Here is a 25,693-nt window from a genome sequence, read left to right as displayed (position 1 = left end):
CATAAAAATGCAAATCAACCCTGCAAATTTATCACGTTTAGTTTTATGATTGCTGCACAGTAGAAAGTGATTGATAGGAATTGCAAATATTATGTCTCGTCTAGCGCAGCGTTTTGCTCAACTAAAAGCAGAAAATAGAAAAGCATTGGTGACTTATGTAATGGCTGGCGATCCGCAGCCAAGTGTCACTGTACCCTTGATTCACGAGATGGTGGCAGCAGGCGTAGACATTCTGGAAGTGGGTTTGCCTTTTTCCGATCCAATGGCTGATGGCCCGGTGATTGCACTTGCCGCAGAGCGTGCGCTTGCAGGTGGTACCAATACGCTGGATGCGATTGCCATGGTCAAGGAATTTCGCCAAAAAGATCAGGATACGCCTGTCGTATTAATGGGCTATTTAAATCCAGCAGAAGTCATCGGTTATGAAACATTTATTCAAACTGCGGCAGATGCAGGGGTTGATGGCATGATTCTGGTGGATTTACCACCGGAAGAAGCAGAAAAATTTGATGTTATTTTAGATCAGTATGGTTTGGATCAGGTGTTTTTGCTGGCACCAACCTCAACTGATGAGCGTATTACCCATGTGATTAAACAGGCGCGTGGCTTTATTTATTACGTGTCGTTAAAAGGTGTAACCGGTGCAGCAACACTGGATATTCAGTCCGCAGCAGATCGTATTGCCAAAATTAAACAGCAAACCGATTTACCGGTTGGTGTTGGTTTTGGTATCAGTGATGCAGCCTCAGCAAAAGCGATGGGTGCAGTTGCCGATGCTGTAATTGTGGGTAGTGCATTTGTAAAACCTTTTGCAACCTTATCTGTAGAAGATGCAACGGCCGCGGCTATTGCAAAAGTGAAAGAATTAAGAGCAGCTTTGGATGAGCTATGATGAATGAAACGCAAACCGATCAATCACAATCGTTGTTAAATGGTACAAACTGGCTTGAACGTCCGGTACCAAGTGTACATGTACCAGAAGAGAACAAGAGTAAACCTACTTTTTCTGAGCCAACGGTTGAATGCCCGGAATGTCATGCGCTGGTTACACGCACAGCCATGTCATTTAATACTTATGTCTGTCCGCAATGTGACGAACATTTGGCAATGAAGGCACGTGATCGGTTGCATTGGTTCTTCGATCAGGTCGATGAAGAACTGGGTTTGGAATTTACACCTAAAGATCCGTTAGGTTTTGTTGATAGCAAGCCTTATCCAAAACGTATGGAAGAAGCGCAGACCAAAACGGGCGAAACTGAAGCTTTGATTAGTATGCAGGGCATGATTGAAGGTGTGCCGATGGTTGCAGTCGCCTTTAATTTTGAGTTTATGGGCGGATCAATGGGTACAGTTGTCGGTGACCGCTTTGTACAGGCAGCCGAACGTGCCTTAAGTTTACGTCAGCCATTGATCTGTTTTGCAGCATCAGGTGGTGCGCGTATGCAGGAAGGTATGTTGTCGCTGATGCAAATGGCACGTACTGCGGCAGCGATTGAGCGTTTACGTCAGGCCAGTGTGCCGTATATTGTGGTATTGACCAATCCTGTCTATGGTGGTGTAACCGCATCTTTGGCAATGCTGGGAGATGTCCATCTGGCCGAACCCAAAGCCATGATTGGTTTTGCGGGTAAACGTGTAATTGAACAAACGGTACGTGAAAAGCTGGATGAACCCTTCCAACGGGCAGAATATTTACTTGAGCATGGTGTAATCGATCAAATTGTGCATCGTCATGCATTACGCGATACAATCTACCGTATTGTAAGTAAACTGATGAATTTACCTTGAGCCAAACGATACCTACTGCATCTGATTCATTAAAAACTTGGCTGGACTATTGGACTACTGTTCATGTGACAGCCATCGATTTAGGTTTGGAGCGTGTGTTACCTGTAGCACACGCTTTAAATGTTTTACAGCCTAAGGCAAAAGTATTTACTGTTGCTGGAACCAATGGTAAAGGCTCTACCACGACCACCCTTGCTGCGATTCTAAATGCGGCTGGCTATCAAGTCGGTTTGTATCAATCACCACATATTTTTTATTTTAATGAACGTGTGCGCATCAATGGCATTGAAGTGGAAGATGATGTTCTGGTCGATGCTTTTGTTCAGGTTGAGCAGGCACGGCAGCAATGCAATCTCACCTTATCTTTTTTTGAAGCCACCACGCTTGCGGCATTTTATATTTTTACACAACAGCAATGTGATGTCTGGGTGCTGGAAGTCGGGCTCGGCGGCCGTCTGGATGTCGTCAATATTATTGACCCGGATATTGCAGTCATTACCAATATCGGATTGGATCATGTTGACTGGCTAGGCGATAGTATAGAAAAAATAGCGTTTGAAAAAGCAGGTATTATTCGTCCAAATATTCCTGTTATCTTTGCAGGAGATCAAACGCTACCACAGGCAATTGCCGATAAAATAGAGCAGTGCCAAGCCACATTGTATCAATATCAAAAAGATTATTTTTTCGAACTGACAGATGAGCATTGGTATCTAGCGACACCTGCTTTAACCATCAGCTTTGCCCATGGTCACTTGGCACATATTAATCAAAGTGCTGCATTGATGGCCATATTGGCAAGCGGTTTAAATGTTAGTCATGATCAAATGATTGATGGGGTAAAGGCAGCACAATTGGCCGGACGGTTTGAAATTCGTCAATATCAGGATCGGCATTTGGTGCTGGATGTGGCGCATAATCCGCATGGCGTGCAGTTTTTAAAACAACAATTAAGCAGATATTTACAATTACATCATGAAATTACACAGGTAAATGCTGTATTTTCCATGCTGGATGACAAAGATATACAAGGTGTTGTGCAATTATTAACAACTATCGTAAAAGAATGGTATATTGCGCCACTAAATGTTGCGAGAGCATGTACAATTGCACGTCTGGAACACGAATTGCAAGGACAGGAAACTTTTGTTTCCGAGTCGATTCAGCAAAGTTTCGAACAGGCATTACAGCAGAGTTCATCGCAGCAACTGATCTTGGTTTGTGGTTCATTTCATACATTGGAAGCCGTTTGGGAGTATTTGTTAAATGGCGATGAATAATAAGCAGCGTCTTTTAGGTAGCGTTGTTTTACTGGGTGGTGGTGTTTTACTGGCTGCAATTTTGTTAAAAGGGCAGAATACAACACATCAAAGTGCCGAGCCTGTAACAACGCAGACCACAAAACAGCAAAATGTAGCGCCCCAGCCTTCCGAGACACAAACAGAATTTGATTTACAACCCTTGGCTGTGGATGTGGAAACCGAAAAACGCTTGCTTGAAGAACAGCGCAAAGCTCGGGAAAAAGCCGTTGCCGAACAGGAGCAACGTACCGCTGAATATCTGGCGATGCAACAGCAAGCCGAGGCTGCTGCTGCGCGTAAGGCTGCCGAAGAAAATGCTGCTATTCAGGCTCGTCGCCAAGGACAGATGCAAAGTTCTGATAATATTCCGCCAGAACTGATTCAGGATGAAAAAGCCAAACAGGCTGCACAGGCGAACAAAGATACCGAGGCAAAGCGTAAAGCGGAAGCGGATGCTAAAGCCAAAGAAGCAGAAGCCAAACGTAAAGCTGAAGTAGATGCTAAAGCCAAAGAAGCCGAGGCAAAACGTAAGGCAGATGCCGAAGCAAAAGCTAAGAAAGAAGCTGAGGCGAAACAAAAAGCCGAAGCTGAGGCAAAAGCCAAGAAAGAGGCTGACGCAAAACGCAAAGCTGAGGCAGAAGCTAAAGCGAAAAAAGAAGCAGAAGCCAAACGTAAAGCTGACGAAGATAAAAAGAAACAGGAAGCTGAAAAAGCAAGAGATTTGCTTGAAACTGGCGACAAAAAATGGATGGTACAGGTTGCACTTGCTGCCAATCAGTCTAATGCCGATGCTTTAACTGCAAAACTTCAGGCCAAAGGCTATAAGGTAACGCAAAGTAAAACTTCAAAAGGTGTACGTATCATGGTTGGTCCATCAAAAGACCGTGAAGCTGCCGATGCCATGCGTAAGAAAATCACCACTGATACCAGCCTGAATATGAAATCGGCTTGGGTGATTGACTGGGTTCCTCTCGATCAGCGTTAATCGGTATTCATATTTGTTGTACTGGATTCGTCTAATTGCTGGCGAATCCAGGTAATATTTTCCGCATTAAATAACCGGTCTATATTGACCCAGATCGGATGAAAACCATAACTGCCATACTTCATTTCCTGGACAGCATCGTCAATTGACCAGTTTTCAAAAAAGATACGATACATTGCCACCATGGTGCCGGTACGATCAGAACCATGATAACAATGAATCAAGACTTTATGGTTTTGTTGCTGTGCCTGTTTTAATGCTTGCATGGTTGCCAGCACATCTTCACGATCAATTGCCCAAGTATGAATGGGAACGTGAATAATATTAAAGGATTGATCCTGAAATTCCTGTACAGTTTTATTACGGGAGCGTAGGCTTATAATGGTATTAATACCAAGCTGATGCAAGGTTTGACCTTGTTGCTTTAGTGGCTGTTCGCTGCGATATAAAAAATCACTGATCTGATAAAGATTTTGTTGCTGATGAATCAAACGACCCCAATGCTGTGGGCGTTGTTCTGGCGCAAGAGATGGATGCTTCACACAACCAGTCACAAGTGTAAGTGAAAGTAAGGACGTTAATATATAAGTTTGTTTGATCATGGCCAATAAAGTGATACGAACTTTATTTACCTTAGTTGGCGGGTATGGGATTTGCAAGCTAAAAAGAAAAAATCCCTTGACAGGCAAGGGATGGAGTAATGCTTAAAATTTGATTATTAAATTAATTTTTATTTGGTTGTGGAGTTAAGCGTAAGTAAGGTTTCACAGCATTATAGCCTTTAGGGAAGCGTTCTTTGAGTTCTGCTTCATCTTTAATCGAAGGTACAATCACCACATCATCGCCATCTTGCCAGTTGGCAGGTGTTGCAACCTTATAATTGTCAGTCAGTTGCAAAGAATCAATAACACGCAATACTTCATTAAAGTTACGGCCTGTTGATGCAGGATAAGTAATAATCAAACGTACTTTCTTGTTTGGATCGATAATGACCAGTGAACGTACGGTTGTGGTTTCGCTGGCATTTGGATGTAAAAACTCATACAACTGGGCAACTTTACGATCTGCGTCGGCAATGATTGGAAAGTTTACGGTTGTGTTTTGAGTTTCATTAATATCGTTGATCCAGCCTTTGTGTGATTCAACATCATCTACAGACAGAGCAATTGCTTTAACATGCCGCTTTTCAAATTCATCTTTAAGTTTTGCGGTAAAACCAAGTTCTGTGGTACATACCGGAGTGTAATCGGCAGGATGGGAGAATAAGATTCCCCAGCTGTCGCCAAGAAAGTCATAAAAATTAATCAAACCTTCACTTGATTGTTGTTCAAAATTGGGTGCGGTATCACCAAGACGCAAAGACATTGTTATTTCCTCTATTTATCTGTTGTTCAAACCAGTGGCTTTAATATGAACCTGTTCTATTGCAATTAGAACTAAGGTTTTTGTATTTTTTTATATGAAAAATTCATAAGGGAAAATATGGTTTAAAATACATTGGATTGAATGGATGGTAATGAATTTTGGAAAATTACGACAATTTTGCATTTCCATCGGAAAAAAATGTGCAAAGTAACTGATTAGGACTTGTACTTCAAATTTCTGTCCTCATAATATTCAGTGCTATAATTTTTCGTTGCATAAGAACGTATTTTTAGATTTTTAGAGAGTTAAATTCATGTTGGCAAGTCTGGTCGGAGGTATCTTCGGTACAAAAAATGAGCGTGAGCTCAAAAGAATGCGTAAAATTGTCGAGCAAATTAACGCACTTGAACCGTCGGTATCTAGTTTAAGCGATGCAGGCTTAACTGCAAAAACTCAAGAATTTAAAGATCGTTATCAAAAAGGTGAATCTTTAGATAAACTTTTACCCGAAGCTTTTGCTGTGTGTCGTGAAGCTTCAAAGCGTGTCATGGGCATGCGCCATTATGATGTACAGTTGATCGGTGGTATTACCTTGCATGAAGGTAAAATCGCAGAAATGCGTACCGGTGAGGGTAAAACCTTGATGGCAACATTGGCCTGTTATCTTAATGCCTTAAGTGGACAAGGTGTACATGTCATCACCGTGAATGACTATTTGGCGCAGCGTGATGCCGAGTTAAACCGTCCATTGTTTGAATTTTTGGGCCTGAGCGTTGGCACAATTTATTCTATGCAAGCACCTTTTGAAAAGGCACAGGCCTATCAGTCGGATATTACCTACGGGACCAATAACGAATTCGGTTTTGATTATCTACGTGACAACATGGTGTTTGCACTAGGTGAGAAAAAACAGCGTGGCTTGCATTACGCAATCATCGATGAGGTCGATTCCATTCTGATCGATGAAGCCCGTACCCCATTGATCATTTCTGGACAAAGTGAAGACTCTTCACAGCTGTATCAGTTAATTAACAGTATTCCACCCAAATTACATGCACAAAAAGAAGAAAAAGTACCAGATGGTGGACATTTCTGGGTGGATGAGAAACAACGTTCGATTGAAATTACCGAAGCTGGTTTTGAAGTAATTGAAGATGAATTGATTAAAATGGGACTGTTGGCAGAAGGTGAAAGTCTATATTCTGCGAGCAATCTAAACTTATTACATCATGCGACTGCGGCGATTCGTGCGCATAATCTATATCAACGTGATGTGCAGTATATTATTGGTGTTAATCCATCGACAGGTAAACAGGAAATCATCATTGTTGATGAACATACTGGGCGTACCATGCCTGGTCGTCGTTGGTCGGAAGGACTGCATCAGGCTGTTGAAGCCAAAGAGGGGCTGGAAGTTCAGCCGGAAAACCAGACACTGGCAACCACAACATTCCAGAACTATTTCCGTCTATATAAAAAATTATCAGGTATGACTGGTACAGCCGATACCGAAGCTGCGGAAATGAAAGAAATTTATGGTCTGGATGTGGTATTGATTCCGACCCATCGACCGATGGTACGTCAGGACAATAACGATTTAATCTATCTGACCCGTGATGGTAAATATAATGCCATTATTCAGGAAATCACCCGTATTCGTGAGGCGGGAGTTGCACCGATATTGATTGGTACGGCAACCATTGAAGCCAGTGAGATTCTTTCTGCCAAACTGCAACAGGCTGGCATCCGCCATGAAGTGTTGAATGCCAAACAGCATGAAAGAGAAGCGGATATTATTGCACAGGCAGGTAGTCCAAACTCTGTCACCATTGCCACCAACATGGCCGGTCGTGGTACGGATATTCTGTTGGGTGGTAACTGGCGTGCCAAACTGGCACAACTGGAAAATCCAACTGAAGAAGATGAACTGCGTCTTGAAGCCGAATGGCGTGAAAACAATAAAGCCGTATTAGAGGCTGGTGGTTTACATATTATCGGTTCGGAACGTCATGAATCCCGTCGTATTGACAATCAGCTGCGTGGCCGTGCAGGCCGTCAGGGCGATCCGGGTGTATCACGTTTCTATCTATCTTTAGAAGATGATCTAATGCGTATCTTTGCCGGTGATCGTGTGGTCGGCATGATGCGTGCAATGGGCTTAAAAGAAGATGAAGCCATTGAGCACAAGATGGTTTCCCGTTCAATTGAAAATGCCCAGCGTAAAGTTGAATCACGTAACTTTGACATTCGTAAAAACCTGTTGAAATACGATGACGTAAATAACGAACAACGTAAAATCATCTATCGCCAACGTGATGAAATCTTGTCAGAAGCTACATTGCAAGAAGGTATTGAAGAAATGCATCGCGATGTGATGCAGGGTCTGATTGCCAACTTTGTTCCGCCGGAATCAATTCACGACCAATGGGATATCGAAGGTCTGGAAAATGCACTTCGTAATGATTTAGGTATTGATTTACCTGTGGCTGAATGGCTGGAAACCAATCGTCGTCTGGATGAAGAAGGTTTGGTAGCACGTATTACTGACGAAGTACTGGATCGTTATCGCCAGCGCCGTGTGCAAATGGGTGAAGATTCTGCACCGATGCTGGAACGGCATTTCATGCTACAGGCACTGGATAAGCACTGGAAAGATCATCTGGCAGCAATGGACTATTTACGTCAGGGGATTCATTTACGTGGTTATGCACAAAAGAATCCAGAGCAGGAATATAAAAAAGAAGCATTCAATTTGTTTGTAAATATGTTGGGTGCGATTAAAGCCGATGTGGTTACCGACTTATCCCGTGTGCATATTCCAACACCGGAAGAAGTTGCCGCTTTGGAAGCACAGCAGCAACAGCAAGCTGAAGCCATGCGTTTATCATTTGAACATAGTGATGTGGACGGATTAACTGGTGAGGTCACCGAAAATCCTGAGGTTGATCAAACCCGTAGTAGCGCACATCCATCTGCCCAGTATATCGAACCACCAATGAGTCGTAATGCGCCATGTCCATGTGGTTCTGGTTTGAAATACAAACAATGCCATGGCAAAATTTAACATCATTTACAAAAGGTAGCGCAAGTCGCTACCTTTTGTGATTTAAGATCAAATGTTTTATGCTATAGATATTCCCAGAAAAACTGATTGATTAACAGGATTTATCATGAACAAAAAACTTCATTTTGCAGTCTTATCATTTTTTGTCGGCGCCACAAGCATGGCTTTTGCAGAAGAACAACCTGCTTCTCAGCCGCTTACTGTAAGTGCCGTAGCAGTACAAAATGCGCTCGCTACACCGACTGTAGATGCAACCAAACAAGGTGGTAAGACGGTATTGATTAGTCCACGTACTGGTATTCGTTATAGCTTTAGTAATCCGGATAATCGTCAGATCATATTTAAAACTGAAGGAATCTTGCCTGTATCTGCACAGAATGTGAGTCGTATTGCCGCCTCTAATCCTGCATTATCTGCACAGAGTCAGCAACAGGCAGAACAGGCTCTATTGGATTTGGCAGGTATTCAGGCTCCACAACCAACAGCTTTACAAGCTCAAACTGCATCGGCAGAGTAATCTGTTGTTGATGTGCTGAATCATTGCGAATGATCAGGGTATTGGGGGATGTCGCATTCGTGACCACTGTGTTCTCGATCAGTCTGGTACTTTCTGCATGTCAGATGGTACCCGAGCAGACAGTCACAAATAATAGTGCAGCTACGAAAAACGCAGTATTTAAAAATAATGTACAGCAATATCAATGTGATGAGCAGGTTGTTATTCGTCGGCAAAAACTGGATGAAGATACAATACGTTTGGGTTTTGCCCATCGTATTTTTGAGTTAACACAATTTTCTGTGCCGGATAAAAGCCAGAATTTTTATCGTACAGAACAAGGTTTATCGCAGGGCAAGGGCTTGTTGTGGATTGAAAATGAACAACAAGCTACATTAAAAACAATGTTGTTTGATCCTGCTATCCATCTTGAGGATTACCCTGTAATCTATCAATGTCAGCTAAAATCTTAGCATAAATTTCATTTTACTTTTGTTAAATAAGGTCGATCTCATGGCGGTTGGTGACGTTTCTTTTCCAAAAATGTGGACAGTTGCAGGTGTTAAAATTGGCAGCAGTGAGGCTTATGTTCGCTATCCCAATCGACGTGATTTAGTGATATTTGAACTGGCTGAAGGCTCTAATACGGCTGGTGTGTTTACCCAGAATGCGTTTGCTGCTGCACCTGTTGTATTGTCCAAGCAACATCTTGCAAAAAGTCTGTCAGCAGAGCAACCGCGCTACCTGATCATTAATACAGGTAATGCCAATGCAGCAACCGGGGCGATTGGTTTGGAAAATGCTGAAAAAACCTGTGCGCATCTTGCCCAACTTACTGGCGTGCAAAGTCATCAGATTTTGCCATTTTCAACGGGTGTAATTGGTGAGCAATTACCGATTGAGCGGTTACTCAATGGTATACAACCTGCATTAGATTGCTTAAATGCGGACAGTTGGCAGGAAGCGGCCACAGGTATTATGACCACTGATACTGCACCCAAAGGCGCATCAGAACAGTTTGTATTGAATGGCATTACCTATTGTATGACAGGCATCAGCAAAGGTGCGGGTATGATTCGTCCAAACATGGCAACAATGCTGAGTTTTGTGGCAACAGATGCACCGATTGCGAAAAATCTGGTTGAACAATTGCTTAAAACCACAGTAGAACAAACATTTAACCGCATTACCATTGATGGGGATACTTCGACCAACGATGCCTGTATTTTTATTGCTACAGGACAGGCGGGTGGTCAAGAGATTCAGCAAAGTGATGATCCTCGCTATCAAGTTGTATTGGAGGTTCTGTCGCGGATTATGTTGCGTCTGGCGCAGTTGATCGTGCGTGATGGTGAAGGGGCGACCAAATTTATTACTGTGATAGTGGAAGGTGGTGCAAATACACAAGAGTGTTGTGATGTAGCCTATAGCATCGCTGAATCACCCTTGATTAAAACCGCTTTGTTCGCTTCTGATCCAAACTGGGGGCGTATAGTCATGGCGATTGGTAAGGCCGGTATCGTACAACTTGATACCAGTAAAGTTCAGGTTTGGCTGGGTGATGTGCAGATTTGCCGTGATGGTGGTGCTGCGCTGGATTATACTGAAGAAGCGGGTGCCAAAGTCATGGCAGAAAAAGAAATTACCATTCGTATTGATCTAGGACGTGGTACGGCACGAGATACCGTTTATACCTGCGATTTTTCCTATGATTATGTCAAGATTAATGCCGATTATCGATCTTAGACTTAGACTTTTTATTGCGATAGAAGCTCCTAAAATTAGGGGCTTTTTTACTAATACATGCTATGCTTACGCCGTGTCAATCTTATGACAGGTCATGTTTTAGCTAAGTGAAATAGCTGATCTTCACTCGCCAATAAGGATCAAAGTTTCGATGAATGAATCCACCTTAATTGCTAATGATGCGAAACGAATCGTAGAACAGCATTTGGACCAATTGGGACAACCAAACACCTATATCCTCACAGCAACTGAAAAAGCGCAGAAATTTGCTGAAATCGCTGATGAATTAAAACGACAGAATGCAGTTTTGGTTGCACATTATTATTGTGATCCAGACATTCAGGAATTGGCTGAATTTACAGGTGGGTGTGTTTCGGATTCACTGGAAATGGCGCGTTTTGGCCGGGATCATGCTGCAACCACGCTGGTGGTAGCTGGTGTCAAATTCATGGGAGAAACATCGAAAATTCTTTCTCCGGAAAAAACTGTCTTAATGCCGACCTTGGAAGCCACTTGCTCGCTGGATCTGGGTTGTCCTGAAGATGAGTTCAGGGCTTTTTGTGATGCACATCCTGAGCATACTGTGGTGGTCTATGCCAATACTTCGGCAGCAGTCAAAGCCCGTGCCGATTGGGTGGTGACGTCAAGCTGTGCAGTGGAAATCATTGAACATCTGGATAGTCTGGGTGAAAAAATTATCTGGGCACCGGATCAGCATTTGGGTCGTTATATTCAGAAAAAAACAGGTGCGGATATGTTGCTCTGGGATGGTTCATGTATCGTCCATGAAGAGTTTCGGGCACGCGGTATTCTCAAAATGAAAGCATTGTATCCCGATGCTGCGATACTGGTACATCCGGAGTCACCGGAGTCCGTTGTGGCAATTGCTGATGCAGTCGGCAGTACCAGTCAATTGATTAAGGCTGCACAGACCTTATCGCATCAACAAATGATCGTAGCAACGGATCGTGGTATTTTTTATAAAATGCAGCAGGCAGCGCCTGATAAGGAATTGTTTGAAGCCCCTACAGCAGGTGAGGGTGCAACCTGTCGTTCCTGTGCACATTGTCCATGGATGGCAATGAATGAACTTGATGGCATTCTTCATGTTTTAAAGAACAAAGATCAGGAAATTTTTGTCGATGAAGCATTACGTGAACGTGCCAAGCTTCCACTTGACCGCATGTTGAATTTCACTGCCAGCTTAAAACCTTAGTTTTTGTTGTTTAAATAAGCATTTAGATAAAAAATCAAGGATTTTTTGATTCTAAGTATTGACGTAGTGTAGCGCTGCGCCTAGAATGCACTCCGTACCGCACATGGTGCGATACGCAAACGCTGAGTAAATCGGAGTATGGCGCAGCCTGGTAGCGCATCTGGTTTGGGACCAGAGGGTCGTAGGTTCGAATCCTACTGCTCCGACCATTACATAAGGCAATGTATCGTACGATTTTTTTGTCGTCGGTGAAGCGCCTGTAGCTCAGTTGGATAGAGCATCCGCCTTCTAAGCGGATGGTCACAGGTTCGAATCCTGTCAGGCGCGCCATTTGGCAGCTTGTAGTTTGACCAAAATTATGGTGGATGTAGCTCAGTTGGTAGAGCCCCGGATTGTGATTCCGGTTGTCGTGGGTTCGAGCCCCATCATTCACCCCACTTACGGAGTATGGCGCAGCCTGGTAGCGCATCTGGTTTGGGACCAGAGGGTCGTAGGTTCGAATCCTACTGCTCCGACCATTATCTTAAAATTCAAGTATTTACCTCTTCAAAAAAGAATTCGGAATGTAGCGCAGCCTGGTAGCGCACTTGCATGGGGTGTAAGGGGTCGAAGGTTCAAATCCTTTCATTCCGACCAATTAAATCAATAACTTATAAAAAATTCAATCTTGTCTTTATCTGCTAAATTTCTATTTTTCATTTTCTGGTTGCCAGTTGGTTGCCAATTAAGATTTGCTTATAAATAATTTTGAAAAGTTATAATTGATTCTTCGTCATTAGATGCTATTTAAAAGAGTATTAGTTTAAAGCTTTATTCAATGTTTGAGTAAACAATAAAGCAGCACGAATCGAATCCTACTGCTTTACAGAAATACTTTAATTATCGTTCATAATGTCCACGACCTCGTTCAATAATTAGACTGCATGAGTCATCCCTTATTCTGAACAAATAGTTTGGAATAACGAGTTGAGCTCTTAATACATTTAAACGATTACCCACATGCATTTGGTTCAAATCATAATAGTTTTGTTCTTGCTCCTGAAATAAAGGAGCTATTCCAGAATTTATTGTATAAATAGAGCCTAGGCAAATATGATCGAGATTATGATCTATAAAATAAGATTCAAGTGTTTCATAGAGATTTGTATCTGCAAATGAAATCAGGTCAGAGAATTTTTTTCGTACGAAAAAAATAAGTCTGATCGAGCAAGTTTGCTCTATGTCAATTTCCTCTCTAGATAAAATGCCTAGAACATCATTTTTATGACGATTACGCCATACATTCTGAATGATTTCATCACATTTCTCCCTTACTATTTCATAAGCTGACATGTCACAAAAATTTGGGTCACCGAAAAATGGTTCGAAACCATTAGGTCGCTTGCGCTGTACGATCAGGGAATGTATTTCAAATTTGTTTGACTCCTGATATATAAATTCTAAAAATCGGTCATAAGCATTGCTACATGAACGATATCGGTTTATCCATGATGTGGCTTGTGTAATAAAAGCCCTTGTCTGAATATGAACTTTGAAGTCTGCAAAACAAGTTTCACAGGCATGTTCTATACGTTGGTGAGCCTCTATATTGAAATTATGTAAAGAATGCTTAAACATTAATTGGCTAAGTAATGCCACTTTAGGGTGGATCAATGTATTTTGGAACTTACCTGTGGTGTAAGGATTTTGTAAATTATTTGATGCGATCATTAGAATTTTATATCCTAAGTTTGTGAAATAGAGATTAGGAATACTTGGGTGAGGAAATGCTGTAAGATTGTTGGTAAATATTTTATTGCGTTTTCCTGTCTCGAGTTTTTTGGTTAGCTCTAAGAAAGAAAATAAACTATAGTTTGTAGATTGATTTACACCAGTAACAATGTTTAACTGGTTGCTTGCTTCATGTTTTTCTACAGCGTTGAAGTTAATCATATAATGATTCCTAAATGAATTAATGTAATTTTGTTGCGGTGTTTAGAGTACGAGAACGCCCAGACTTAGCTTTAGGAATAGGCAATTTACTGCGTTGAAATCGTTTAAATTTTTTTAATTCAGAAAAAATGAAAAACTGATCTGCTTTACAAATGTAATCAAAGGTTTTGATCAAGAAAGATTGTTTTTCAATCTCTGAATAATGAATCATGCCAATACCGCAGTATCTATATTGATTTTTATTCATATTGCATATGTAACTACTTCCCTGATTTATAGTAATTTTTTTCCAGTAATCAGAGATGTATTGCGCTATACTGATATCTTCTTGATGTTTGCTCCCATCGAAAAAGAAGTAGCAATGTATGTGAAACCCTGTTGCATGAGAGTATTCATATTGGAAGATATAGCCCTCAATCCCTTTTAATTGATCGTTATTACGCCAATTGTTTTTAAACTTACTCATAAAACCTTTAAGTGCACATAAGTCATTACGTGAATAAGGAATACCCATCGTTGAAGCATGTTTGAGAATGGTTTGTATGTCACGTTTTAGTGAGAAATCAATTCTGACAACCATCACTCTTGCAAACTTTGCAATAAGGTGATTCAGAAGCTCAACGCATGCCTTTTTATTATTTTTTTTGATCCTATTACGATCTCTGATTTTCTTTTTATAAGACGTACTTTGGATGTGTTTAATCAACCGACCAATGAAGATGTTAAATAAATCGGTATATTTTTGGATACTATCTTTATTTGTAAAATCTAATGAGCTACGATTTGATAGAATTTCGAGTTCATTCTCGGTGAGTTGATTGCGTACAAATATCCAAGCTTTTATTTCTTCACTGTAAAAGTATTGTTCAGTAAATTGATGATAAAGTGCAGATTGCATTTTCTTTTCTAAAAGTTCCCAACCTGGCGTGAACACAATTCGATAGTGTTGAGTATGGCGATAGAAAGTTGCTTTGGCTATTTGTACTATTGGTAATTGAGCTTTTTCACATTTAGTCATCAGACTAACAGTTTCTACACAAATTTTTGCTGTATGATCGATTTTATATTTTAGTAAATAACATTTAATCGCATCTTCAGCTATAATTGTTGAACTAAGATCAGAGAGGACGCATGCAATCTGTTCTTCGATAGTAAAAGTGCCTGATGAGTTGTCCAGTAACTGAGGTTTTTTCATAAATTTCTCCATCAATAAATTTGGGCAATAGCTGCCTGTAGGCGTTGTGTTGAGTAACGTCTAAGCTTGGTGAGTGGCATATCTAGGTATTTGTAGCGACTACATCATCTAAATATTATTCTGCCATCTGATGAGCAAGTACTTAACTTTTAATCTGATTTTGCTTAAAGCAGTCAGGATCACTACAGATGATGATATTCAATTGAGTTATCGATTCATGAAGATAATTGAGTCATATTTTTATTTAAATATTCAATCTAAATACATCTAAGAATATAAGTATCTAAAATATATGAATATATCTAAATGATTTAATACCTTTATTCAGACTCACGGCAAATAAACAGGTTATGCACAAATTCATATTGTATTTACGTGAATATGCCAATGTAAGATATATACATAGTTAGGCCGTTTTTTGCAGAAGGTCCCGGGCTTTAATTTTGGACTGAATCCAACCCTGAACCTCACTGAGCCTCCAGCGGCTTAAATGACCAAACTTGATAGGCCGAGGAAATTCAGGATCATAACGTTTGGACTTGGGATTGAGATGGTCGTAAATCGTTGATCTAGATAGACCTGTCAGTTTCTCTAAATCAATACGTTTAATCATTTTGAATGAATCAGTTGTGGAAACCATAAATTGTCCTATCAGTGGTGATTTGATGATTTCTTCACTTTAAAAAAAGTTGATCGATTAAAATACCCTATTTGCACGGACATACAATTTTTTCTGGTGAAATAATAAATCCTTGGTTGGGAGTAGGAATTAACAGTAAGTTATTGATGTAAGAGAACTGATCTAGTTATGAAGACTAGATCAGTTTGAGAAAACTATGAATTCTTATTTTTAATATAAGATGTTTGTCTATTTTTCTTAACAATTTCTTTGATTAAATGATAAAGTGACTGATCCTGCATTTTATGCTGCTTTAGCCAAGTTTCACTATCCCCAGTAAATTTTTTTCTCCTAATGCTTGGAGCACTACTTACACCAATTGATTCTAATTCCTTAATTTTTATTTGATAATTAGAAATACGTTTTTTATACTTTCTTCGTGTGACATCGAAATATGTGCGATCATTAAATATATAGATTGGCTCTTCTTGTTGATCCGGATCAGCGGGATACAGAAGGCTGTTCTTTTGATAATCCAAATGAGTTAATTGTATATGTAACAACTCAATATCTGATTTAAGTTTTTGAATTAAATCTTTTTTTACAAAAGGAATAGAATCTTTTGTTAATTTTTGGATAATAATATCTTTATTTATTGAAGATATTTTATTGACTTCTTTTTCGTTGAGTAAGATTTCTTCAGCATATTTAAGAAAGCTTTTTTTGATGATATCAGTAGATATTTGCTGTTGATTCCCATTATGAATTTTTTCAAAATTAACATAAAGTTCTTTTGGTAAAGCAGGCAAATATCTACAGTCATTATGCATAGCGTAAGTATAGAATGCCTTTTTACGTAATATTTCTACTTGTTTTAAATTAATGTTCTCTTGTGATTGGATGTAATAAAAAAACTTTTGTATGTCGGTCAGAATGTCATCGTAATGGCGAGGAAGACGATCGATAAGCGGAATTTCAATAATATCATTTGGATCATCGGACCAATAAGCCTGCTTTACAGCCTCTTCCCGATATTTTTTTTGTTGATCTGTTTCTTTAAATTCACCTATGGCATGACGTGCATAGATAGATTTTTTGTCTTGTTCAGTAAGTTCATAACGATATTCTGAGGGATTTTGTTCAGAGTGAGACTGAAGATCTGGTTCTGATTGTTGAATAGGGGCATAAGTTTGCCAACGTTCTTTTATTGTATTTTTAGGTTCAGGTAAATTCAAGCACCGAGATTTGTAATATTTAATTCTTTCCCTTTGATCGCCAAAGGGATATTTAATATTTTTTAAGACAAAATCCTCTAACACATTCATGAGTTTGATTTGATCAGTAATCTTCAATTGATTAGACTTCATAAGGTTCCCCGAAATATGAATTAGAAACTAATATTATTTAAGATTAATACAAATTTACTTTAGAAAAAATATTTTATTCAAAGAATTTTAGTCTTGAGGGGCTAATTTTTTCATCGCTAGTGAACAGGGCAAAGCTCAATTCATTCGCAATATATTTTGGCGATAATTAACATTGTAAATCATGTGCAAAGTTAACTATTATATATATTATTTTTAGATATTTAGTTAACTTGAATTGTGCTTTGTAAGAGTGCTGTTTTTCACAAATAATTTACCAAATGATGTATAAATTTTGATTGGAAACTAGTCTTTGTTACAACATAAGAATCTGGTAAAGCTAATTTGATTTTGAGTGTTATTCAGTAGAAATGTCTTATGCACTTCATTTTATACTTAGTAATTTTGATCAGTATTTCAAATTAATTATTTCCAGATTTCGCTGATACCAATAGTCCATTACTCGATTAGTTTAAAAGACTCTTATCATCCTATAAATAATCAAATGACACATTTATTTGCTAAATCTATTGGCTGTCTGGCTATCAAGAAGAAAGTTATTATTGGTTAATTAAATTTTATGGAGTCAGCTATTCAGTTTGTTCCATTGAAATAGAAACAATTCATATCCAAGGTTTTCTATTTAGATAACATTAAGTTCAAAAAATAATAATCATACTTTGTTTTGATTTCAACTTCACGGACATTATTGATTTCACAGTTTTGTAAATGGATTTTTGTATTGATACTAAAATGAGTGAGTATTGAGCTAGAGCCGACTGACCAAGAGGCTTTATAATAACTACGATTGAGCAAGTATATTTTGAATATTAATCGGATTTGTTGCATAAATAAAAACTAAGAAAAATAGTATCTGGCACAGAAGATTTATAAACAACCATTGTTATGGCAATATCAAACTTGGTAAAGCGAGGTAGGATATCCACTTTAATTTACAAACCCATCACCTGATAGTTGAAGCAATGACTAGACACCCTCCCTTGCCCAAGACGGACTGCCAAAGTCCTTTAGGTTATGTGGGATTCTTACGTGACTATTATCACCATACAAATTTGAACTCAAATCGGATTTGCACTCGATCAAAAGGATTTACTGATTTTCAGCTAATAGTATTGTAACAATAAGATAAATTTATATTACTTCAATCATCCGTCTCTAAATTGTGCTTGCCTTTCTTGACGGCAGGCTAAGGGCAGATTATCCTTTCCAAGCTGGTCATAAGCCAGTGGGTTTTAGCAGACCCTGACAAACAAAGGCGATATACAAGTTCTTCTTGTGTATGTCGTTATACCCTTCGTCCCCCTTCTCATTTTTTATGGTAGGACGGAAGGGGGACGCCTTGTGCGTGCTGGTTTCTTTGTTTCCAGTCTGCTAACCCTCTTCTGTTCTGCCGCCATCATTTAGCAGTGATTTGGTAGAACTTCTTTCAAACAAAGGAGTTAGCCATGTGCTTACACGTATTTTCTTATCTATATTCCCCAGCAATGAATGGTCGTGCTTTATTATTTAAGTGCAGGATTTGACGGCTTAAAACAATAACAACTTGATAACAATATCTTAAGCCTGAGAGGAATATCTCATGTCAGACCATTATCCATGGCTGGCCTGTGTCTTGGGAACCTGCTTACTGGTCGGCTGCACCCAATCCAGCGATGCACCAGAAGTATTGATTCCAGATCAAGCACAAGCTACTAGCCAGCGTCTTAACATTGAACAACGACAAGTATTATTTACAGGGGAACATCTGACTGCATTTGATAGTCGTGCTGATGATCGTACTGCGTATGTTGAAGAATTTAGTCATTATCTTCATCAACAGGGTGGACTACATCGAACTGTACAGGCACTGCGTCAAAAACTTAAATTAACACCTACACAAATTCTGGTTCTGGGAAGTGCCCAGAATCCGAATTTTGACTCTCGGTCATTCTCTTTGATGGAATTTCCACTGAATAACCTGTTTGCCAATGCCAATGATTTAACCATTAATCATATTCGTACCCTAAAAACAGCCCCAAAACTTGAAAAAGGCGAGGTTGAGAATACTGCACAATACCAGCAACGCATTAAAACCCAGCAAGAAGCGATCAAGCTATTAACCCGTCATATGCAGGTTGATCTGGGGCGGATCGAAGATGCACTGAATTTTCTTGCGAGAAACATTTCAATTGAGGTCAATAATGAATTAGAGGGTAATTTTGTTGGTTATGATGCGGATTCACAAATCATGCAATTGGTGGTTGCTCAAACAATTTATCAGTCTAATGGCAATGTAATACGAAGTCTAAATCTAAGTTTTAAAATCAAACCCGATGCAGCAAAACGACTTCTGGACGATCTGAGAAACGCAATGGATACCAGGTACAGTCTGGGTTTTATCTTTGATTTTCGAGATGGTTATTTAGCCTTGAATAAGGTATTGATTTATCGGACTAATCCTCTCAGCTTTCCGGGTGATGAACAGGTTGCAGCCCTGATTGTGCCTGAACACATGCAATTATTGCAGTACGCAATGGAACATGGTGAAAAAACTGGTGATGCAACGCTTCTGTATGATTTTCCAATTAATCAGCTTTTACCTTTTGAGTTTGGTCTGGAAAATTATGGTAAACGAGCCAGTATGCAAAACAAATTTGTGGAAGAAAGTACTGCTTCATTTGAATCAGAACCTGAAGAATTAGGTGGCGACATCGTCAATGATGAAATGCCAGAACAGGATGTGGAGGCTTATCTATGAAAAAGCATCCAGGACTTTGGGCATTTTTTTATCTTGTGATGAGCTTAAGCATGGTGATGTTTAGTGCTTGTATGAAAAGTGTTGAGTACAAACGTCAGATTCCAGATGCCAATGTATTGCTTGATCTTTTGCATCAGCAGGATAACGCTGTGGTTCAAGTGAAGTTAAAACAATGCAAGGTTGCCAACATTTTTGCAGGGCAAGCGGGTACTGGTCCTAAATATGATATTTACCGTTGTGATGTTGAAGTTGAAAGTTATGATGCAGAGCTTAATCAATATTTCACCAAAAATCGGCAAGTAGATTTAAGTTTAGATGATAGTGAAACAGGCTGGAGTCTATTCACTGATTCCTGATTAACAATATTTTAAGAGAAATTAATAATGAATAATTTCAATATTATGGCTGTTTTGGTTGTGGTGGCAAGTTGTTTCAATGTGGGTTGTAGTTCAAGCGTCGAGAAAGATTTTAAACGAGCATGTAAGTCAACAGTTGGAGAAAAAGACATTTGCAACTGTGTTTATGAAGAAATGAAAACGCATTATGGCGAACAACAGTTTGAAGAGATGGCAAAAGGGGAAAAAACTCTATCTGATGATTATCCACAAGTTGTAGAACAGGTCATTTATGCCTGTGCAGCCAAATTAAGCAGGTAATCAAAGATGAAACGATTTGTTTTTTTAGTTTATATCATTATTGCTGTGTTCTACTGGTTTAGCCTGATGGGAAAATTTGGTACAGGAATGAAAGCTTATTTATTTGGGCGGGCATTAACGTGGCCATTTCAATTACTTGGCTGGATTTTTTAATCGGCTCATAACAGGACAACACTATGTTAAATCAGACCTTTGTTCAGTACATGCAGCAGTCGAATGTTTTTAAAATACTCAGACAAGAGGATAAAATTTATATTGCACCAAATATTCCACCAGATAAGCTGACCGGAGCAAGACATTATATTCCGCCAGCGATGTTATCGGTTGAGGTGCTGTTGCTGCTGGATAATACCGTGTTCGGTAGTGCCAAAGATGGATTATGTATTACAGAGCGTGGAATCATCCTCCATGAGCCATTTATGGATACCCGGGTGTTCTTCTGGAAACACATGTCATCATTCTACGTGGATAAAGGCTTTTTCAGTACCAGTCTATATATTAATGATCAAAAGGCGATTGATCTGACACAATTAGACAAGCGTAATGCAGAAGTATTGGCACAGGGTTTACGGGAATTGCTGGAAATATTTCAGCAACATACAGCTTCTGCCAGTCAGAACCAGCAATATCAGTCTTCTGCCGGGCCACAGCAACGTGGTTTTGCCAATGATCATGCCTCCTCTGGCTCACAATCCAGTGAAAGTGATCCATTAGCAATGTTTACGATTCTATATACCATTGCTGATTGTCTGCGTTATATTGGCAGTGTCCGGAATGGGTATTGTGATCATCAGACACAGCAATTTATCCTTGAGTTCTTTAATAAATTTTCAGATGTTGAAAGACAACATCTATCTGATTATCTAAAGCGACGAGCTGTAGCAGATTGGTCCGAAATACTGGATAAATTGCGTCAGAAGTATTCATTACTAGATTTGCCAGTAAGATTTAATATCATGTTATATGCTTTACAATTGATGTATATCGATAACTGGTCAGATCAGGAAATTGAATATCATCTTTTCTCTTTGGCAAATCACTTGCATTTGAATGATAGCGATATGAAAAGATTCTTTGAACTATTTGATCAGAGGATGTCCGGTTTTCAGGAATCACTACACAAGAGGGGATTTGCTTCATCATCACAGCAATTACCGATAGAGGTTCAACAGGCTTGTGACTTACTACAGGTGAATAGCGATCAATTGACTGTAGATCATGTGACAAAAGCATACCGGATTAAAATGGCCGAGTTTCATCCGGATAAGTATCAGCAATTACCGCCCAGTGTTCGGCAATTAATTGAGCAACAGGCGCAGCAATTGAATCAGGCACGGGATTGCCTGCTTAAATTTATGCAGGCAAGTTAAGTAAAATCAGCAATAAAAATATTATAAATACACAACATCTCCATGAATGCCTGCCTTAAAGGCAGGTCACGATTTAATTAAATCGATCAATTATTTATGGAGATGAAATCAATGACAATACCATGTCCTTATTGTGGCTCCCACAATACCACCCAACAATTTTCTAGCAATCGAAATATTTCGGATTTTGATCTCGATGCACAATTAACCCCAACAGCCTTAGCGACATTAGGTGCTGGACTGGCAAAAAGTCAGGGTGTTTCTCCGATCTATGGTGGTGTTGCTGGTGCAATCGTCGGGGGTGTTTGTCAGTATGTGGTCAAGAAAAAGCACTTAACTGATTTAAAAACAAAAATGATCGGGTATTGCCAACAGTGCAATAACAGCTTTCCGCTTTAATTCTACCGACTTAATAACATCAAATTCATATTTTTACAGGAATCATCGCAATGGCACATCAACTTGAACAAATGGCTTATATTGGCGAAACCCCATGGCATGGTCTGGGTCATCAACTGAGTCAGAACCAGCCAATTGAAGTCTGGGCAAAAGAAGCCGGTATGGACTGGCGCATTGAATCTTCGGATGTCAGTTATATGGCACAGAATCAGCGGGGACAAAATATTATTATGCCCTATCAGGAGCAACGGGTACTATATCGTTCCGATACCCATGCACCACTATCTGTAGTCAGTCAGCGTTATCAGGAAGTGCAGCCCCTTGAAATATTGGAATTCTATCGGGATTTAACTGAGCAATCCGGTTTTGAACTGGAAACCGCAGGCGTACTTAAAGGTGGTAAAAAATTCTGGGCTTTGGCAAGAACCGGACAATCACATGCCTTACGTGGTGGTGATGTCAGTCATGGCTATATCTTATTGGCAACAGCATGTGATGGCACACTGGCAACCACAGCACAATTTACTGATATTCGAGTGGTGTGTAATAACACCCTAGCAATTGCATTAAAAGGTAAGCACGCGAATACTGGTATAGTTAAAGTCCCACACAGTACCAAGTTTGATGCAGAAGTAGTAAAAACCCAGCTCGGTATTTCAGTTCGGGCATGGGATGAACATATGTATGAAATGAAGCAACTCAGTTTGCGTAAAGTTTCGCAAGGTGAAGCTGCCGCTTATTTTGATGCGGTATTTAATAATAGTAGCTTAACTACTGCCGAACAGGATGATAATCTGATCCGGTTTTATCGCAATGTTGCTGATCAAGCTAAAGCAACCACAGCCAATAAAACTGAACCGAATGGCAAAGCCATGTCTAAAGTCATGGAAATGTTTAATGGTCAGGGACGTGGTGCGGAATTATCCTCGGCCAAAGGCACAGCCTATGGCTTACTCTGTGCCATGACCGAATACACCGATCACGAACGTCGTGCCATGAGTACAGATCACCGACTGGACTCTGCATGGTTTGGTGCAGGTGCCAGTTTAAAACAGCGTAGTCTGGAACAGGCTTTAGGCTTAATTGCCTAAGCTTGTACGGTAGCTTATACACTAGCATGTACGGTCACCGACCAAGCTACCGTACATGTTTGCTGTTTATCATCTTAAGCTAAAATTAATCAATAATTTATAAAAACCATGCTCCCCAAGGAGCATGGTTTTTTTATGCATAAATTTAAGAAAATTCAATTCATTGAGGTCATTATGAATCATCAGCCTAATATTTCCAGCGGTAGTATTCCTATCAATCAGTCGTTACGGCCTATCTCCGGATATTCTCCAGCCAAACGCTTAATCAATACCAAACGTATGGATCGGCAGCAATGGTTACAGGTCAGAAAACAGGGTATTGGCAGCAGTGATGCAGCCACCGCCTGCGGACTTAATCCACATCAATCCATGTTGGAACTGTGGATGATTAAAACTGGACGTATCGCTACGCCTGCCGAATATGCACAGGACAAATCTTATTCACCTTTATACTGGGGACAGCAACTGGAACCACTGATTGCTCGATATTACCAGCAAAAGACCGGCCATAAAGTTAGGCGGGTCAATGCAGTACTACAACATGCCGATCCGGATAAAAGTTTTATGCTGGCGAACTTGGATTACAGTGTGGTGGGCAGTGATGATGTACAGGTATTGGAATGTAAATCCGTCGGAGAATGGGGTATTAAACACTGGCGTGACGGTGTCCCACTCTATGTATTGATACAAGTACAACATCAACTGGCGGTGACAGGCAAACAAGCAGCACATGTCTGTGCCCTGATCTGTGGACATGAAGCCAAGATTTATAAAGTGCAGCGTAATGAAGTGGTGATCCAGCGTATGATTGCCAGTGAACGAATATTCTGGGATTGTGTGGAGAAGGACATTCCACCCTCAGTTGATGCCAGTGAATCGGCAGCCAAAGCCCTGCAACTGTTATATCCGGAACATATACCTTTGCAAACTGTAGATTTTCGTAATGTCGTAGGGATTGATCAGCTTTTCCCTGATTTACTCAAAGAGAGTCAATCTCTGGCTGATCATCAGACCAAGTACGATTATCTCAAACATCGTATTCAGGCCTTGATGAAAGATGCAGAAAGAGCCGTGTTTAGTCAGGGTAGTGTGACATGGAAACGATCTAAAGACAGTCTAGTGCTGGATCAAAAGGCTGCGTTACAGGAAAAACCTGAATTATTGCAGCAGTATCCACAAACTCGTCCCGGCAGTAGACGCTTTAATATTTATCCTGCCACAGCATGAATCCATAAAATGCAGCCATACATTTTATCAGCATAGTTTTTCTTATACACATCATAAATCAGACCATTCTGTACCACAGCATGGTCTTTTTATTGATTCGGATTTTATTGATTAAGATATGAGGTCACAACATGATTAAAGGTTTAGCGATTACACCACCAGTATTAGGCCGTATCAGTATTGGCAAAATAGTCGAAAAGAACGGCAAACGACTCCCTGAAAAGGATGATCAATTCACGATTACCAGCCAGATTCAGAACAAGGACGGCTGGGTCAAACATCCACTGGATGAACAGCTTCGAGCCAAAGCTTCTAACCAAAAACTCAGAAGTATTCCAGTACGTATGATTTTTAATGATCCGGAACTCAATCTACGGGCAGAATATACCTTGTTTGATCGTCAGACTGGCCGACCGGTCTGTGTTGGTAATGGGGAAACCTGCCAGCGACTCACACAACAAGGTGTAGAACAATTACCTTGTCCATCACCAGATTTATGTCCTTTGGCACAAAGTGGACAATGTAAACCCTATGGTCGTTTGCATGTCAATCTGGATGAAAGTGATGAACTGGGTACATTTATATTTAGGACCACTGGCTATAATAGCATCCGCACATTGGCAGCACGATTGAATTATTACCATGCTGCATCGAGTTGCCTATTGTCCTGTTTACCGTTGCAATTGACCTTAAGAGGAAAATCCACTACTCAGAGTTACCGTACTCCAGTGTATTACGTGGATTTAACCTTGCGTGACGGGATCAATTTAAAAGACGCCATTCAGATGGCAAAGGAACTGGATCAACAAAGTAATGCGGCAGGATTTGAACAGGATGCACTGGACTATATTGCCAGAGCTGGTTTTAACAATGCGGTATTTGAGATACAGGAGGATGAGGGTGTGGAGATTACGGAGGAGTTTTATCCAGAACAAGTTAAGGAATTTGAGCAAGCACAACAGCGATCAACTCAGCCACAATCCAGTATTCATGATACTTTAAGGTTACAACAGGGCTTGAGGCAAAGTGTAAGATCTGTCACCTGAATAAAAAAGAGAACGGCTAGGCCGTTCTCTTTTTTTGTTGTAAACAGTGGAAAGAATAATCTAATTGTCTGAAAA

24 protein-coding genes and 5 tRNA genes are annotated in these 25,693 nt (G+C 40.0%); 23 read left to right on the top strand and 6 right to left on the bottom strand.

Annotated elements, in window-relative coordinates; genetic code table 11:
* The first annotated feature begins 91 nt into the window (after nucleotides 1-91).
* Genes trpA through CAP51_RS02780 form a run of 4 tightly spaced genes read left to right on the top strand, consistent with a single transcriptional unit; the run spans nucleotide 92 to nucleotide 4,074 of the window.
* The gene (gene trpA / locus CAP51_RS02795) at nucleotides 92-892 is read left to right on the top strand and encodes a tryptophan synthase subunit alpha (RefSeq protein WP_087619223.1); all 801 of its coding nucleotides are present in this window, start codon (nucleotides 92-94) and stop codon (nucleotides 890-892) included.
* Nucleotides 892-1,788 (top strand): acetyl-CoA carboxylase, carboxyltransferase subunit beta, encoded by an 897-nt coding sequence (gene accD / locus CAP51_RS02790; RefSeq protein WP_087619222.1) that lies wholly within the window; start codon nucleotides 892-894, stop codon nucleotides 1,786-1,788. Before trpA ends, accD begins: the two co-directional genes overlap by 1 nt.
* Nucleotides 1,785-3,068, top strand: a complete 1,284-nt coding sequence (folC, locus tag CAP51_RS02785; RefSeq protein WP_087619221.1) for a bifunctional tetrahydrofolate synthase/dihydrofolate synthase — start codon at nucleotides 1,785-1,787, stop codon at nucleotides 3,066-3,068. The genes accD and folC overlap by 4 nt, the downstream gene beginning before the upstream one ends.
* On the top strand, nucleotides 3,055-4,074 hold the full coding sequence (locus CAP51_RS02780; RefSeq protein ID WP_087619220.1) for an SPOR domain-containing protein: 1,020 nt from the start codon (nucleotides 3,055-3,057) through the stop codon (nucleotides 4,072-4,074). Before folC ends, CAP51_RS02780 begins: the two co-directional genes overlap by 14 nt.
* On the opposite strand, the gene CAP51_RS02775 is transcribed toward CAP51_RS02780, so the two are convergent.
* Nucleotides 4,071-4,673, bottom strand: a complete 603-nt coding sequence (locus CAP51_RS02775; RefSeq protein WP_213062673.1) for a dual specificity protein phosphatase family protein — start codon at nucleotides 4,671-4,673, stop codon at nucleotides 4,071-4,073. The genes CAP51_RS02780 and CAP51_RS02775 overlap by 4 nt on opposite strands.
* Nucleotides 4,674-4,797: 124 nt before the next feature.
* Entirely contained in the window at nucleotides 4,798-5,439 is a 642-nt protein-coding gene (locus tag CAP51_RS02770) for a peroxiredoxin (RefSeq protein WP_087619218.1), read from the bottom strand.
* A 313-nt stretch (nucleotides 5,440-5,752) separates the two neighbouring features.
* Between CAP51_RS02770 and secA the strand changes: the two genes are divergently transcribed.
* From secA to CAP51_RS02720, 10 genes are all read left to right on the top strand, one after another.
* Complete coding sequence (gene secA / locus CAP51_RS02765; RefSeq protein ID WP_087619217.1) at nucleotides 5,753-8,503, top strand: preprotein translocase subunit SecA; 2,751 nt, start codon at nucleotides 5,753-5,755, stop codon at nucleotides 8,501-8,503.
* 106 nt (nucleotides 8,504-8,609) lie between these two features.
* Nucleotides 8,610-9,020 (top strand): hypothetical protein, encoded by a 411-nt coding sequence (locus CAP51_RS02760; protein WP_087619216.1) that lies wholly within the window; start codon nucleotides 8,610-8,612, stop codon nucleotides 9,018-9,020.
* A gap of 59 nt (nucleotides 9,021-9,079) precedes the next feature.
* Entirely contained in the window at nucleotides 9,080-9,472 is a 393-nt protein-coding gene (locus tag CAP51_RS02755; RefSeq protein WP_140404396.1) for a hypothetical protein, read from the top strand.
* A 40-nt stretch (nucleotides 9,473-9,512) separates the two neighbouring features.
* Complete coding sequence (gene argJ / locus CAP51_RS02750; RefSeq protein WP_087619214.1) at nucleotides 9,513-10,745, top strand: bifunctional glutamate N-acetyltransferase/amino-acid acetyltransferase ArgJ; 1,233 nt, start codon at nucleotides 9,513-9,515, stop codon at nucleotides 10,743-10,745.
* A 151-nt stretch (nucleotides 10,746-10,896) separates the two neighbouring features.
* Nucleotides 10,897-11,961 (top strand): quinolinate synthase NadA, encoded by a 1,065-nt coding sequence (nadA, locus tag CAP51_RS02745; protein WP_087619213.1) that lies wholly within the window; start codon nucleotides 10,897-10,899, stop codon nucleotides 11,959-11,961.
* A 132-nt stretch (nucleotides 11,962-12,093) separates the two neighbouring features.
* A tRNA-Pro gene (locus CAP51_RS02740) sits at nucleotides 12,094-12,170 on the top strand.
* Nucleotides 12,171-12,214: 44 nt separating this feature from the next.
* Nucleotides 12,215-12,291 (top strand) — tRNA-Arg (locus CAP51_RS02735).
* Nucleotides 12,292-12,322: 31 nt separating this feature from the next.
* Nucleotides 12,323-12,398: transfer RNA gene (locus CAP51_RS02730), tRNA-His, on the top strand.
* Nucleotides 12,399-12,402: 4 nt separating this feature from the next.
* Nucleotides 12,403-12,479: transfer RNA gene (locus CAP51_RS02725), tRNA-Pro, on the top strand.
* A gap of 41 nt (nucleotides 12,480-12,520) precedes the next feature.
* Nucleotides 12,521-12,597: transfer RNA gene (locus CAP51_RS02720), tRNA-Pro, on the top strand.
* A gap of 243 nt (nucleotides 12,598-12,840) precedes the next feature.
* On the opposite strand, the gene CAP51_RS02715 is transcribed toward CAP51_RS02720, so the two are convergent.
* The 4 genes from CAP51_RS02715 to CAP51_RS02700 form a co-directional block, all read right to left on the bottom strand.
* Nucleotides 12,841-13,893 carry a hypothetical protein gene (locus CAP51_RS02715; protein WP_087619212.1) on the bottom strand — a complete coding sequence of 351 codons (1,053 nt, stop codon included), beginning with the start codon at nucleotides 13,891-13,893 and terminating at the stop codon, nucleotides 12,841-12,843.
* 19 nt (nucleotides 13,894-13,912) lie between these two features.
* Nucleotides 13,913-15,088 (bottom strand): YagK/YfjJ domain-containing protein, encoded by a 1,176-nt coding sequence (locus tag CAP51_RS02710; protein WP_087619211.1) that lies wholly within the window; start codon nucleotides 15,086-15,088, stop codon nucleotides 13,913-13,915.
* A 406-nt stretch (nucleotides 15,089-15,494) separates the two neighbouring features.
* On the bottom strand, nucleotides 15,495-15,728 hold the full coding sequence (locus CAP51_RS02705; protein ID WP_087619210.1) for a helix-turn-helix transcriptional regulator: 234 nt from the start codon (nucleotides 15,726-15,728) through the stop codon (nucleotides 15,495-15,497).
* Between the two features lie 194 nt (nucleotides 15,729-15,922).
* On the bottom strand, nucleotides 15,923-17,074 hold the full coding sequence (locus CAP51_RS02700) for a hypothetical protein (RefSeq protein WP_087619209.1): 1,152 nt from the start codon (nucleotides 17,072-17,074) through the stop codon (nucleotides 15,923-15,925).
* Between the two features lie 1,597 nt (nucleotides 17,075-18,671).
* Here CAP51_RS02700 and CAP51_RS02695 point away from each other — a divergent pair.
* From CAP51_RS02695 to CAP51_RS02660, 9 genes are all read left to right on the top strand, one after another.
* Complete coding sequence (locus CAP51_RS02695; protein WP_087619208.1) at nucleotides 18,672-19,829, top strand: hypothetical protein; 1,158 nt, start codon at nucleotides 18,672-18,674, stop codon at nucleotides 19,827-19,829.
* Entirely contained in the window at nucleotides 19,826-20,185 is a 360-nt protein-coding gene (locus tag CAP51_RS02690) for a hypothetical protein (RefSeq protein ID WP_245809056.1), read from the top strand. The genes CAP51_RS02695 and CAP51_RS02690 overlap by 4 nt, the downstream gene beginning before the upstream one ends.
* Before the next feature lie 27 nt (nucleotides 20,186-20,212).
* Nucleotides 20,213-20,485 carry a hypothetical protein gene (locus CAP51_RS02685; protein ID WP_087619207.1) on the top strand — a complete coding sequence of 91 codons (273 nt, stop codon included), beginning with the start codon at nucleotides 20,213-20,215 and terminating at the stop codon, nucleotides 20,483-20,485.
* A gap of 6 nt (nucleotides 20,486-20,491) precedes the next feature.
* Nucleotides 20,492-20,638, top strand: coding sequence for a hypothetical protein (locus tag CAP51_RS17290; RefSeq protein WP_171294714.1), 147 nt, complete (start codon nucleotides 20,492-20,494; stop codon nucleotides 20,636-20,638).
* A 23-nt stretch (nucleotides 20,639-20,661) separates the two neighbouring features.
* Nucleotides 20,662-21,855 (top strand): J domain-containing protein, encoded by a 1,194-nt coding sequence (locus tag CAP51_RS02680; RefSeq protein WP_087619206.1) that lies wholly within the window; start codon nucleotides 20,662-20,664, stop codon nucleotides 21,853-21,855.
* Between the two features lie 111 nt (nucleotides 21,856-21,966).
* Entirely contained in the window at nucleotides 21,967-22,254 is a 288-nt protein-coding gene (locus CAP51_RS02675) for a hypothetical protein (RefSeq protein ID WP_087619205.1), read from the top strand.
* 50 nt (nucleotides 22,255-22,304) lie between these two features.
* Nucleotides 22,305-23,345, top strand: coding sequence for a DUF932 domain-containing protein (locus CAP51_RS02670; protein WP_087619204.1), 1,041 nt, complete (start codon nucleotides 22,305-22,307; stop codon nucleotides 23,343-23,345).
* 174 nt (nucleotides 23,346-23,519) lie between these two features.
* Nucleotides 23,520-24,572: a YqaJ viral recombinase family nuclease gene (locus CAP51_RS02665; RefSeq protein WP_087619869.1), complete on the top strand. Its 1,053-nt coding sequence runs from the start codon at nucleotides 23,520-23,522 to the stop codon at nucleotides 24,570-24,572.
* A gap of 131 nt (nucleotides 24,573-24,703) precedes the next feature.
* Entirely contained in the window at nucleotides 24,704-25,618 is a 915-nt protein-coding gene (locus tag CAP51_RS02660; protein ID WP_087619203.1) for a recombination directionality factor, read from the top strand.
* The last annotated feature ends 75 nt before the right edge of the window (nucleotides 25,619-25,693 follow it).

Source organism: Acinetobacter populi, assembly GCF_002174125.1.
GTDB lineage: Bacteria > Pseudomonadota > Gammaproteobacteria > Pseudomonadales > Moraxellaceae > Acinetobacter > Acinetobacter populi.
This window is presented reverse-complemented; position numbering and strand designations above follow the sequence as displayed.